Raw genomic sequence first — 12410 nt, forward strand, 5'->3', positions numbered from 1 at the left:
CGGTTTCCTTGTTATCGATGCCGTGGGATCAGATGCGCGCGGCGATCTGGCTGCCCATGTCGGCCGTGCTCTGCACCGGGTGCGTGGCGCTGGCCTGATGCAGGTCGGCGGTGAAATAGCCTTCTGCCAGGGTCTGGGCCACGGCCTGCTCGATGGCCTGGGCGGCTGCTTCCTGGCCGAGACTGTAACGCAGCATCAGGGCGGCGGAGAGGATCTGGGCGATGGGATTCGCAATCCCCTTGCCGGCGATATCCGGGGCCGAGCCACCGGCCGGCTCGAACAGGCCGAAGCCGGATTCGTTGAGGCTGGCGGAGGGAAGCAGGCCCATGGAGCCGGTGATCATGGCGCACTCGTCGGAGAGGATGTCACCGAACAGGTTGGAGCAGAGCAGCACGTCGAACTGGGACGGATCCTTGATGAGCTGCATGGTGGCGTTGTCGATGTACATGTGGTTCAGGGCCACGTCCGGGTAGGACTTGGCGACCTCGGTCACCACCTCGCGCCACAGGATGGAGGAGGCGAGCACGTTGGCCTTGTCGATGGAGGTGACCCTGGACTTGCGCACCCGGGCCGATTCAAACGCTATCTTGGCGATGCGCTCGATCTCGAAGCGGTGGTACACCTCGGTGTCGAAGGCCTTCTCGGTGGCGCCTTCCCCTTCACGCCCCTTGGGCTGGCCGAAATAGATGCCGCCGGTCAGCTCGCGCACGCAGGCGATGTCGAAGCCGCGATCGGAGATGTCGGCACGCAGCGGGGAGAACTGCTCCAGACCGGTGTAGATGCGGGCCGGGCGCAGGTTGCAGAACAGTTTGAAGTGGGCACGCAGGGGCAGCAGGGCACCGCGCTCCGGCTGATCGTTGGGCGGCAGGTGCTCCCACTTGGGGCCACCCACCGATCCGAACAGCACCGCATCGGCCGCTTCGCAGCCTTTGATCGTGCTCTGGGGCAGCGGTGTGCCGTGGTTGTCGATGGCGATGCCGCCGACGTCGTGACGGTCATAGTCGAGGGAGAAGCCGAATTTGGTCTGCACCTTTTCCAGTACCTTGATGGCCTCTGCCATCACTTCCGGGCCAATGCCGTCACCCGGCAATACTGCGATCCGATAACTGCTCATACTCTCTCCGTCTTGATAGTGTGATTCCGTTTCATCCGGGAGGCCGGTCCGGGCCACGGCCCTGGCCCCGGTCCTCCCCATGTCATGCTGTCATCTTGTCCGGCGGCGGGCTCAGACGGTTTCCGATTTGATGGTGTGGTTGCGCTCCATCTGCTCGGCCACCTGGTCCGCGCGCCAGATGCTGTTGATCACGTGAACCAGGGCCTGGGCCGAGGATTCGATGATGTCGGTGGCCAGCCCCATGCCGTGGAACTTGCGTCCCTTGTACTCGGCGACGATGTCCACCTGGCCGAGGGCGTTCTTGCCCTCGCCCTTGCCCTTGAGTTCGTATTTGTCGATGCGGATCTCGTAGCCGGTGATGCGGTTGATGCACTGGTAGACCGCATCCACCGGGCCGTTGCCGGTGGCGGCCTCGCACACCAGATCCTGGCCTACCTTGAGCTTGACCGAGGCGGTGGCGAGCACCGAGCTGCCGCTCTGCACGCCGAGGTACTCCAGCTTGAAGTGCTCGGGCTCCTCGTGGATCTGGCTGAAGAAGGCGAGGGCCTCCAGGTCGTAGTCGAACACCTGGCCCTTCTTGTCGGCCAGGGTGAGGAACTTGGCGTAGAGATCGTCGAGGTCGTAGCTGCTCTCGGCGTAGCCCATGGACTCCATCCGGTGCTTGATGACGTGGCGGCCGGAGCGGGAGGTCATGTTGAGGTTGTTCTGGGTGAGACCGATGCTCTCGGGGGTGATGATTTCATAGGTGTTCTTCGCCTTGAGCACGCCGTCCTGATGGATGCCTGAGCTGTGGGAGAAGGCGTTGGCGCCGACGATGGCCTTGTTGGGCTGCACCGGCATGTTGCAGATTTGGCTGACGAGGGTGCTGGTGCGATGGATCTCGCTGTGGCGGATGTTGGTGTGTACCCCGAGCAGGTCGGCGCGGGTTTTCAGGATCATCGCCACCTCTTCCAGGGAGCAGTTGCCAGCACGCTCGCCGATGCCGTTGATGGTGCACTCGATCTGGCGGGCCCCCATCTGCACGGCACTGATGGAGTTGGCCACCGAGAGGCCCAGATCGTCGTGGCAGTGCACCGAGATGATGGCCTTGTCGATGTTGGGTACTCGGTTGAACAGGGTGTGGATGATGCCGGAGAATTCGGTCGGCACCGTGTAGCCCACGGTATCCGGGATATTGATGGTGCGGGCGCCGGCCTTGATGGCGGCTTCCACCATGCGGCACAGGTTGTCTATCGGGGTGCGGCCCGCATCTTCGCAGGAGAACTCCACGTCATCGGTGTAGCGCAAGGCGTGCTTGATGGCGCCGACCCCCATCTCCAGCACGTCTTCGAAGCTCTTTTTCAGCTTGCTCTCCACGTGGATGGAGGAGGTGGAGATGAAGGTATGGATGCGAAACGCCTCTGCCACTTTCAAGGCTTCGCCAGCGGCATCGATGTCTTTTTGCAGGGCGCGAGCCAGGGCGCAGACCCGGCTGTTCTTGATGTGGCGGGCGATGGTCTGAACCGATTGAAAATCGCCGGGGGAGGAGACGGGGAAACCCACTTCCATGATATCGACACCGAGCCGCTCCAGCGCCTGGGCGATCTGCAGCTTCTCCTTGACCGTCAAGCTGGCCGACAGCGCCTGCTCACCATCACGCAAGGTGGTGTCGAATATGATGACCCGATCTGACATGTGACTTCCCTCTTCCTAAGTTCGCTGCGTGCATCCTGCATGGCATAAAAAAACCCGTGCGGGGTGCACGGGTTTCTGTAAATTCCGGCTATGCCTTAGCCCGGCTACAAGGATCCCGCGCGAGGAGTCGCGATTAGGGAGAGCAGTAGTAGCGGAGCGGCAATACGCATGATGTCTCAATCCTTCCAGTCGATAACGCTACTACCAATAACGAGATTTTTATGCTGTGTCAACCGGAATGGACAGGTTCAATTCACTGGTTTATTTAATCGGATTGTAAAGGAGTGCAAATTCTCTTGTCCCATATTCGGTTCATGCCTGATTATCTGGTCATTCCTGCTGTACTCGATCACCCGCACAATCAGATCGACTTATCAGCCCTTGCTGAATTATCTGAGGTATTCCATGGAAAAACGCAGACCTGGCCGTCCAGTCGGACGTTCCGACATTCGTGACAAGCTGCTTGCCGCCGCACGCGAACGTTTTCTCAACACCCCCTACAGCAAGGTGACGACCCGCGAGATTGCCGAGCTGGCAGGCTCCAATCTGGCGATGATCCACTACTACTTCGGCAGCAAGGAAGGCCTCTACAAGGCGGTGCTGGGGGATGTGGCCGAGCCCCTCGAGCAAGCCTGGCACGACGAGAGCAGCAACCGCAGCCTGACCGATCTGCTCAACACCTACTATCAGGTGATGGCGCCCAACAGCGAGCTGACCTCCGCCATCTCCAGCGCATTGTCCACTGAAAAGAGCCCGGGGCGTGATTTTGTGCTGAGCCGCCTGCTGGATCGCCAACTTCCCCAGTTCGATGCCCTGCTCGAATCCATGCGCTCCAACGGCCAGCTGGCGGACAACCTGGACCCCGAGATGCTGAAGATCTCCTTCCTCAGCATGATGTGGCAGCCTTTCGTGATGAAGGATCTCTACGAACAGGTGTTTGGTCTGACGGTGGACGAGCACTTCATGAGCCGCCTCGCGGCCCACAACTGCCGCCTGATGGAAAACGGCCTGCGCGGTGCCCTGAACTGACTTTTTCGGGATGACGGATGAAAAAGGGCCCCTGGGCCCTTTTTTTCATCAATCTGTTATCTGGGCGTCAACGAAGTGTCATGCCGCCCTCCTAGTCTGCACTCAGGATGCAAGGGAGGGCCGTGATGAACAAGATCCAGCAATGGGACCTGCGGGTGTGCCGTGTCTGCCTGCTCCACCCCTACAATCAGCCGCAGGCCAGGATAAGCCGGCTTGTCTCCCGTACCGGTGACGGCCCCCTCTATGCCGTGGCGGCCTGCCTGCTCTGGTGGCAGGGGAGCGCCGGGCAGGAGGCGGTCAGGGTGGCGCTCTGGGCGTTTGCCCTCGAGTTGCCGCTCTACCTGCTGCTCAAGAATGCCCTCAAACGCCAGCGCCCGGCAGGGCTGCCTGTCTTCATCACCCCGTCGGATCGTTACAGCCTGCCCTCGGGCCATACCGCGGCCGCCTTTCTGATGGCGACCGTACTGGCCGCCAGTTTCTCGCTCTGGGCACCGCTGCTGTTTGTCTGGGCCGCGCTGGTGGGGGCGTCCCGCCTGCTGCTCGGGGTGCATTATCTGAGCGATCTGGTGGCCGGGGCGCTGCTTGGTGGTGGTTGCGCCCTCTGGGCGCTGGGTTGGAGCCAGGGATGAGGATACTGTTCGGCGTTCAGGGGACCGGCAACGGTCATATCAGTCGCAGCCGGACCCTGGCGCGCGCATTGAAGAGCAGGGGCGTGGCGGTGGACTATCTGTTCAGCGGGCGCGCCGCCGACGGCTACTTCGAGATGGGGGAGTTCGGGGATTATCGCACCTTCCCCGGTATCACTTTCGCCAGCCATCAGGGGCGCATCTCGGGCTGGCGCACCCTCAAGGGACTTTCTCCCCTGCGTTTCTGGCAAGATCTGCGTGCCCTCGATTGTCGCGAGTACGATCTGGTCATCAGCGACTTCGAGCCGCTCAGTGCCCATGCTGCTCGCCGCTGGGGCAAACCCAGCCTCACCATCAGCCATCAGGCGAGCTTCGACTGGCCGATCCCGCGCTGGGGGGAGAGCGGCTTCAACCGCCAGCTGATGCGCCATTTTGCGCCGGTACGCCAGTCCTTGGGGCTGCACTGGTTCCATTTCGGCCAGCCCCTGCTGCCTCCCATCGTCGATCCCCTCGAGCCGGTGCCGGACAACCAGCAGATCCTGGTCTATCTGCCATTCGAGCAGACAGAGACGATCGCGGCCCTGTTGTCGCGTTTCAGCCAGCAGTCGTTCATCTGCTTCCATCCCGAGGTGCGCAAGCGCAGCGAGTGGCGCAACATCCGCTTTGAACCTCAGGCCAGAGAGGGGTTCAAGCTGGCGCTGGCCGGTTGTCGCGGGGTCATCAGCAATGCGGGATTCGAGCTTGCCTCCGAGGCGCTCTCCCTTGGCAAGAAGCTGCTGGTCAAACCCCTGGGTGGCCAGTTCGAGCAGTTGACCAACGGCAGGACCCTGGAGCTGATGGGGTTGGCCCAGTTGATGGACAGCCTGGATGCCAATGCGGTGCGAAGCTGGCTGGAGGCCCCTTCTCCTGGCAGGGTACGCTATCCCGATGTGGCAGGAGAGCTGGCCGACTGGTTGCTGGCCGGGGCCGGGGAGGAGGTGGGGGCGCTCTCCCGCCGCCTCTGGGGCAGGACCCTCTTTCCGGAGGAGGTGTGTGACAGCCTGGGGGAGCTTGCCAGCCGCACCGGCCAGGAGCGTCCCTGGTTATCCCAACTCAGCGCCTTTGACTAAACTGAGTCGATCCCACCACGGAGAGGACGGACACCATGCGCTTTACCAATGAAAACGGCGACACCATGACTCTGGCAGACAATCTCACCCTGCATGAGCTGCTCGACATGGGTGTCAGCATTTCGGTCTGCGAAGAGACGGATCCGGATCAGCAGATCTGGCTGGCAGAACCCGAAGACGAGCAGTGAAACCAGCCAGTTTTTGACGGCTCACCCCCTCGGGGTGGGCCGTTTATTTTGTTCCTGACCGACGCGGGCAGCATGATCCGCTGGTTGTTCCCCCCAGGGCCCCTCTTTGTTGCCCGTCTGGTGGCCAAGTCACTGAATGTTAATAGCTGTTTGAAATTTATGACTGTTATGGCCAGACAAAGCCGTGGACAAGCGTTCACGGGCGGGTTAAGTTGGTTTTTCACCCGCTTTTCGGGTGAATGATGGAAAACCCCTATTTTTCTACTATCGACGGCTCCGAACTCGCCTGATCTGCCTGCAGACAACAACAAGACTCGGATCGGCGCTGCCGGGAAGCAGCGGACTGTCGATAGCTTTCGCTTAACGGAGCAAAGCCTGGAGGGCTTTATCATGGAGATGTTATCAGGCGCCCAGATGGTGGTTAGAGCGCTGGAAGATCAGGGAGTGGAACACGTTTTCGGCTACCCTGGTGGCTCAGTGCTCGACATCTATGACGCTCTCTTCGAAAACGGCAAGATGGAGCATGTCCTGGTGCGGCACGAGCAGGCCGCAGTGCACATGGCGGACGGTTACGCCCGCTCCACCGGCAAGGTGGGCACTGTGCTGGTGACCTCGGGTCCCGGCGCCACCAACTGCATCACGGGGATCGCCACCGCCTACATGGATTCCATTCCCCTGGTGATCCTGTCCGGCCAGGTGCCGACCAGCATGATCGGGGAGGATGCGTTCCAGGAGACCGACATGATCGGCATCTCCCGCCCGGTGGTGAAGCACAGCTTCCTGTGCAAGAAAGCCAGCGACATTCCCGAGGCCATCAAGAAGGCCTATTACATTGCCGCCAGTGGCCGCCCGGGGCCGGTGGTGGTGGATCTGCCCAAAGACGTGCAGAATCCGAAAGAGAAGTTCCCCTATCAGTATCCCGAGTCCGTTTCCCTGCGCTCCTACAATCCGACCAAGGCGGGACACAAGGGGCAGATCAAGCGGGCTGCCAAGCTGCTGGTGGAGGCCGAGCGCCCGGTGATGTACGTCGGCGGCGGCGCCATCAATGCCAATGCGGATCACCTGGTGACCAAGCTGGCGGAGCTGTTGAACCTGCCGGTGACCACTACTCTGATGGGGCTGGGGGCCTTCTCCGGCACCCATCCGCAATTCATCGGCATGCTGGGCATGCACGGCACCTTCGAAGCGAACAAGACCATGCACAATGCGGATCTGATCTTCGCCGTGGGTGCCCGCTTCGATGACCGCGTGACCAACAACGTGGCCAAGTTCTGCCCCAATGCCACCATAGTCCACATCGACATCGATCCCACCTCCATCTCCAAGACGGTGCAAGCCCACGTGCCCATCGTCGGCTCGGTGGAAACCGTGCTGGAGCAAATGCTGGAAGTGATCCGCGAGTGTGGTTTCGACAACGACAAGCAGGTACTGGCGGACTGGTGGAGCCAGATCGGCCAGTGGCGCTCACGCAACTGCCTGGCCTACGAGACCCACCCCACCCTGATCAAGCCGCAGCAGGTGATCGAGACCCTCTACAAGGTGACCAAGGGGGAGGCGTTCGTGGCCTCCGACGTGGGCCAGCATCAGATGTTTGCCGCCCTCTACTACCCGTTTGCCAAGCCGCGCCAGTGGATCAACTCAGGTGGTCTCGGCACCATGGGGTTCGGCATTCCGGCCGCCATGGGCGCCCAGTTTGCCAACCCGGATGCGGTGGTCTGCTGCGTCACCGGCGACGGTTCGGTGCAGATGAACATTCAGGAGCTCTCCACCTGCATGCAGTACGGGGTGCCCATCAAGATCATCTCCATCAACAACCGAGCGCTGGGCATGGTCAAGCAGTGGCAGAAGATGTTCTACGGTGGTCGCCACAGCCACTCCTACATGGAGTCTCTGCCAGACTTCGTCAAACTGGCGGAAGCCTACGGCCACGTCGGCATCGCAGTGAGTGATCCGGCCGAGCTGGAGAGCGCCATGGAGAAAGCCTTCGCCATGAAGGATCGGCTGGTGTTCATGGACATCTCGGTCGACCCGGATGAGCACGTCTATCCGATGCAGATCAAATTTGGCGCCATGGACGAGATGTGGCTGAGCAAGACGGAGAGAACCTGACAATGGGACACATTATTTCGGCCGTACCCATGGAGCTCAAGTTTGGTTCCATCAATGACGAGATGTGGCTGAGCAAGGCGGGGGAAATATCATGAGACACATCATTTCAGTACTGCTGGAGAACGAATCCGGCGCCCTGAGCCGTGTGGTAGGCCTCTTCTCCCAGCGCGGCTACAACATCGAGACCCTGACGGTGGCCCCCACCGAGGATCCCACCCTGTCCCGCATGACCATCGTCACCATGGGGGATGAGCGGGTGCTGGAGCAGATCCAGAAGCAGCTGCACAAGCTGGTGGACGTGCTCAAGGTGTGTGACCTGAGCGAGGGTGAGCACATCGAGCGGGAGATCGCGCTGGTCAAGGCGCGCGCCGCCGGTGGTGCACGTGACGAACTGAAGCGGCTGGCGGACATCTTCCGTGGCCAGATCGTCGACGTCACCCCCGAGCTCTACACGGTGCAGCTCGTCGGGACCAGCGAAAAGCTGGACGCCTTCATCAAGACGGCTGCCCAGACCAACGAGATCATCGAAGTGGTGCGCTCCGGTGTCTGTGGCATCTCCCGGGCGGACAAATCCCTGCGTCCCTGATGTGGCCGGATGTGAAAATAGCTGTTCAAGGGCTCTTCGGAGCCCTTTTTCGTGTCTGGCAGCGTTGCGGGCAAGTGGGGGGGGGGGCCGGTAGGGATGCAGGCCACAGCATCAGGAGGTTATCGAGGGGGTGAAAGAGAAGGGTGAAGGGAGGGGCTTCACCTGTCATTTTCTTTCAAATGATCGGTAAACTATCCACAAAAGCTGTGGAAAACTCTGTAGATTAGCGGTGTGTCTGGCGTTAGTCGCATGATCTTAAAGGGATATTTCAATTTGATCCTGGCTGGATCGCATTTGTGCAATCCCCTGGCGAGGGTGTGAGCGTTTGCTTATCCCTCGTGCCTTGCCAAGGGCGGAACGCGGATCTGTCCGTGGATCCGGACGGGATCCCGACCTGATCTTGCGGATCAACATTTCTGGGCGCGAGCCATAAAAAAACCCGCCTCTCGGCGGGTTTTTCATTGCATCGGACTGCGGGTCGATTACTCGGCCTGGGCTGCCTGGATGCCGGTCAGGGCGATGGTGTAGACGATGTCGTCCACCAGGGCGCCACGGGAGAGGTCGTTGACCGGCTTGCGCATGCCTTGCAGCATGGGGCCGATGGAGACCAGCTCGGCGGAGCGCTGTACCGCCTTGTAGGTGGTGTTGCCGGTGTTGAGATCCGGGAAGACGAACACGGTGGCCTTGCCGGCAACCGGGGAGTTCGGTGCCTTGGACTTGGCGACGTTCTCCATGATGGCCGCATCGTACTGCAGCGGGCCGTCGATGATGAGGTCGGGACGCTTGGCCTTGGCCAGCTCGGTCGCTTCACGCACCTTCTCCACGTCCGCGCCGGCGCCGGAGGTGCCGGTGGAGTAGGAGATCATGGCCACGCGCGGCTCGATACCGAAGGCGGCGGCGGAGTCGGCGGACTGGATGGCGATCTCGGCCAGCTGCTCGGCAGTGGGATCCGGGTTGATGGCGCAGTCACCGTAGACCAGTACCTGGTCCGGCAGCAGCATGAAGAAGATGGAGGAGATCAGGGAAGAGCCCGGAGCGGTCTTGATGATCTGCATCGGCGGACGGATGGTGTTGGCAGTAGTGTGCACTGCGCCGGATACCAGGCCGTCAACTTCATTGCGCTCCAGCATCATGGTACCCAGTACCACGTTGTCTTCCAGCTGCTCGCGGGCAACCACTTCGGTCATACCCTTGTTCTTGCGCAGCTCGACCAGACGAGCCACATAGCGCTCGCGCACGGCAACGGGATCGATGATCTCGACGCGGTCGGTCAGTACCACGCCCTGCTGTTCGGCAACACGACGGATCTCTTCCGGGTTGCCCAGCAGGACCGGGCGGGCGATGCCACGCTCGGCACAGATAGCGGCAGCCTTGATGGTGCGCGGCTCTTCCCCTTCCGGCAGCACGACGCGCTTGTTGGCCTGACGGGCCAGCTCGGTCAGCTGATAGCGGAAGGCCGGCGGGCTCAGGCGACGGGAGCGGGTGGACTTGGCGGAGAGAGACTCGATCCAGTGCTTGTCGATGTGACCAGCAACGTAGTCCTGCACCAGCTCGATACGCTCGCGGTCATCTTCCGGGATGTCGACGTTGAAGTTCTGCAGGCTGACGGCGGTCTGCCAGGTGTTGGTGCCGGTGATCATGATCGGCAGACCGGTGGCCATGGCCTGTTGGCACAGTGCCATCACCTGGGGTTCCGGGTGGTAGTTGCCGGTCAGCAGCAGGGCACCCAGCTTGACGCCGTTCATGGCGGACAGGCAGGCGGAGACGATGACGTCGGAGCGGTCGCCGGAGGTCACCAGCAGGCTGCCCGGACGGAAGTGCTCGATCATGTTGTGGATTGAGCGGGCGCAGAAGGTCACGGTCTGCAGGCGGCGGCTTTCCAGCTCACCCTTGTTGATGATCTTGGCGGCCAGGTGCTTGGCGAGATCCTTGGCGCGCGGTGCGATCAGCTGGGTGTTCCAGGGAATGCAGCCGAGGATGCGCAGCGGACTCTTGCCGAAGACCTGCAGCACTTCCAGGTTGTGGCCGGTATCGGCGCCGTGGTGGTGCGCTTCGAACATCTCGGTCAGGTCGGGACGGGTCACGCCGTGCTCGTCAACCGGGGCACCCACCTTGTTGATGACGCAGCCCACGATGCGCGGGTTGTTGACGCCACCGAAGTTGGAGCAGGCCAGCTCGATGCGCTCTTTGAGCTTCTGGCTGGAGTCGTTGCCCGGATGGGTCACGAACACCATGTCGGCGTCCAGCGCCTTGGCGACGTCGTAGTTCAGCTTGTTGGCAAAGGGTTGCTTGTCGGTCGGAACCAGGCCCTCGATCACCACCACTTCGGCACCGCTGGTCTTCACGTGCTCTTCGAAGCGGGCCACGATCTCTTCCAGCAGGATGTCGGTGTTGCTGGAGGTGATCATGTTCTCGGCGTAGGAGAGGGCGAACGGCTCGGGCGGGTTGATGTTGGCAGCGGCGCGGATCACGGCGGTGGAGCGCTCGGTACCGGTTTCACCCGGACGCGGCTGGGCGACCGGTTTGAAGAAGCTGACATTGACACCGTGACGCTCCATGGCGCGAACGACGCCAAGACTCACGGAGGTTACGCCGACACCAGTGCCGACCGGGATGAGCATAATAGTGCGTGCCACTTATTACCCCTTGTTCATTTTTTGGGATCAGGAAAAGGCCGCCCTGGGGCGGCCTTGCTCTACAGCTAATTTATGCGCCGACCAGTTCCAGCGCGTCGTGGGCGATGACCCACTCTTCGTTGGTCGGGATAACCAGGGCCTTGGTGGAACCAGCCTTGGTGATCTCGCCGCCCTTGCCGAAGCGAGCCTTCAGGTTGGCGTCGTGGTCGACGTCAAAGCCCAGCAGGCCCAGCTTGTTCAGGGTGATCTCACGGATCGGGGCGGAGTTCTCGCCGATGCCGCCGGTGAAGACCACGGCATCCAGACGACCGTCCATGGCGGCGGCGTAGGCACCGATGTACTTGGCCAGACGGTAGCAGTACACGTCCATGGCGCGCTTGGCTTCTTCCTTGCTGTCGTAGTTGTCTTCAACGAAACGGCAGTCGGAGGTGACTTCGGTCAGACCCTGCAGGCCGGATTCCTTGGTCAGCATGGTGTTGATCTCGGCAACGCTCATGCCCAGCTTGTCGTGCAGGAAGAAGATGATAGCCGGATCGATGTCGCCGGAACGGGTACCCATCACCAGGCCTTCCAGCGGGGTCAGGCCCATGGAGGTGTCGACGGACTGGCCGTTCTTGATGGCGCAGACGGAGCCGCCGTTGCCCAGGTGGCAGTTGATGATGTTGAGCTCTTCCACCGGCTTGTTCAGCTGCTTGGCCGCTTCCAGGCTGATGTAGTAGTGGCTGGTGCCGTGGGCGCCGTAGCGACGGATGCCGTTCTCTTTGTAGAGCTTGTACGGCAGGGCGTACAGGAAGGCTTCTTCCGGCATGGTCTGGTGGAAGGCGGTGTCGAACACGGCGACGTTCTTCTCGGCCAGTTCCGGGAAGACCTTCAGGGCGGCACGGATACCGATCAGGTGAGCCGGGTTGTGCAGCGGTGCGTAAGGAATGGCGGCTTCGATGCCGGCAATGACGTCATCACAGATGCGAACGGAGGAGGTGAAACGCTCGCCGCCGTGTACCACGCGGTGGCCGATGGCGATCAGGTTCTTGGACAGTTCCGGGTTGAGCGGCAGGATCTTGTGAACGATGAAGTCCAGCGCTTCCTGGTGAGCGGCACCGGCACCCAGATCAGCGTTGCCTTTCTCGCCGTTCAGCTTCCACTTGATGCGGGCGTCGTCGAGGTTGAAGCATTCGGCCAGGCCGGACAGCAGGTCATCACCGGTGGTTGCGTCAATGACAGCAAACTTCAGGGACGAGCTGCCACAGTTAAGAACAAGAACCAGCTTACTCATGAATAAATCCTATCGCAGATTGGGTTGGGTTGGAGGATGCGCCGGACGCGGTGCGTCCAAAAACTA

10 protein-coding genes are annotated in these 12410 nt (G+C 61.4%); 6 read left to right on the forward strand and 4 right to left on the reverse strand.

What is annotated here, in order from left to right:
* Window positions 1-28 precede the first annotated feature (28 nt).
* Complete coding sequence (gene leuB, locus C2U30_RS18860) at window positions 29-1114, reverse strand: 3-isopropylmalate dehydrogenase (RefSeq protein ID WP_039041178.1); 1086 nt, start codon at window positions 1112-1114, stop codon at window positions 29-31.
* Window positions 1115-1225: 111 nt separating this feature from the next.
* Window positions 1226-2788, reverse strand: a complete 1563-nt coding sequence (leuA, locus tag C2U30_RS18865; RefSeq protein ID WP_010673154.1) for a 2-isopropylmalate synthase — start codon at window positions 2786-2788, stop codon at window positions 1226-1228.
* A gap of 405 nt (window positions 2789-3193) precedes the next feature.
* On the opposite strand from leuA, the gene C2U30_RS18870 reads away from it, so the two are divergent.
* From C2U30_RS18870 to ilvN, 6 genes are all read left to right on the forward strand, one after another.
* Complete coding sequence (locus C2U30_RS18870) at window positions 3194-3817, forward strand: TetR/AcrR family transcriptional regulator (RefSeq protein ID WP_010673155.1); 624 nt, start codon at window positions 3194-3196, stop codon at window positions 3815-3817.
* A gap of 125 nt (window positions 3818-3942) precedes the next feature.
* Entirely contained in the window at window positions 3943-4446 is a 504-nt protein-coding gene (locus C2U30_RS18875) for a phosphatase PAP2 family protein (RefSeq protein ID WP_043156166.1), read from the forward strand.
* The gene (locus tag C2U30_RS18880) at window positions 4443-5552 is read left to right on the forward strand and encodes an MJ1255/VC2487 family glycosyltransferase (RefSeq protein WP_103244288.1); all 1110 of its coding nucleotides are present in this window, start codon (window positions 4443-4445) and stop codon (window positions 5550-5552) included. Before C2U30_RS18875 ends, C2U30_RS18880 begins: the two co-directional genes overlap by 4 nt.
* 35 nt (window positions 5553-5587) lie before the next feature.
* Window positions 5588-5740, forward strand: a complete 153-nt coding sequence (locus tag C2U30_RS18885) for a hypothetical protein (RefSeq protein ID WP_010673158.1) — start codon at window positions 5588-5590, stop codon at window positions 5738-5740.
* A gap of 390 nt (window positions 5741-6130) precedes the next feature.
* A complete protein-coding gene (locus tag C2U30_RS18890; RefSeq protein ID WP_103244289.1) occupies window positions 6131-7849 on the forward strand; it encodes an acetolactate synthase 3 large subunit in 1719 nt (572 codons plus the stop codon).
* Window positions 7850-7940: 91 nt separating this feature from the next.
* On the forward strand, window positions 7941-8435 hold the full coding sequence (gene ilvN / locus C2U30_RS18900) for an acetolactate synthase small subunit (protein WP_010673160.1): 495 nt from the start codon (window positions 7941-7943) through the stop codon (window positions 8433-8435).
* A gap of 482 nt (window positions 8436-8917) precedes the next feature.
* Here ilvN and pta read toward each other — a convergent pair whose 3' ends face one another.
* Both pta and C2U30_RS18910 read right to left on the reverse strand, forming a co-directional pair.
* A complete protein-coding gene (pta, locus tag C2U30_RS18905; protein WP_010673161.1) occupies window positions 8918-11071 on the reverse strand; it encodes a phosphate acetyltransferase in 2154 nt (717 codons plus the stop codon).
* Between the two features lie 70 nt (window positions 11072-11141).
* Window positions 11142-12344, reverse strand: coding sequence for an acetate kinase (locus tag C2U30_RS18910; RefSeq protein WP_010673162.1), 1203 nt, complete (start codon window positions 12342-12344; stop codon window positions 11142-11144).
* Between the last annotated feature and the right edge of the window lie 66 nt (window positions 12345-12410).

Origin of the sequence: Aeromonas sp. ASNIH5 (assembly GCF_002902865.1) — a bacterium.
GTDB classification, from domain to species: Bacteria; Pseudomonadota; Gammaproteobacteria; order Enterobacterales; family Aeromonadaceae; genus Aeromonas; species Aeromonas caviae.

What these genes read in the sequence shown, in the direction of transcription:
- leuB (WP_039041178.1), bottom strand. Translation starts at nt 1,114, where the DNA reads ATGAGCAGTTATCGGATCGCAGTATTGCCGGGTGACGGCATTGGCCCG.
- leuA (WP_010673154.1), bottom strand. Translation starts at nt 2,788, where the DNA reads ATGTCAGATCGGGTCATCATATTCGACACCACCTTGCGTGATGGTGAG.
- C2U30_RS18870 (WP_010673155.1), top strand. Translation starts at nt 3,194, where the DNA reads ATGGAAAAACGCAGACCTGGCCGTCCAGTCGGACGTTCCGACATTCGT.
- C2U30_RS18875 (WP_043156166.1), top strand. Translation starts at nt 3,943, where the DNA reads ATGAACAAGATCCAGCAATGGGACCTGCGGGTGTGCCGTGTCTGCCTG.
- C2U30_RS18880 (WP_103244288.1), top strand. Translation starts at nt 4,443, where the DNA reads ATGAGGATACTGTTCGGCGTTCAGGGGACCGGCAACGGTCATATCAGT.
- C2U30_RS18885 (WP_010673158.1), top strand. Translation starts at nt 5,588, where the DNA reads ATGCGCTTTACCAATGAAAACGGCGACACCATGACTCTGGCAGACAAT.
- C2U30_RS18890 (WP_103244289.1), top strand. Translation starts at nt 6,131, where the DNA reads ATGGAGATGTTATCAGGCGCCCAGATGGTGGTTAGAGCGCTGGAAGAT.
- ilvN (WP_010673160.1), top strand. Translation starts at nt 7,941, where the DNA reads ATGAGACACATCATTTCAGTACTGCTGGAGAACGAATCCGGCGCCCTG.
- C2U30_RS18910 (WP_010673162.1), bottom strand. Translation starts at nt 12,344, where the DNA reads ATGAGTAAGCTGGTTCTTGTTCTTAACTGTGGCAGCTCGTCCCTGAAG.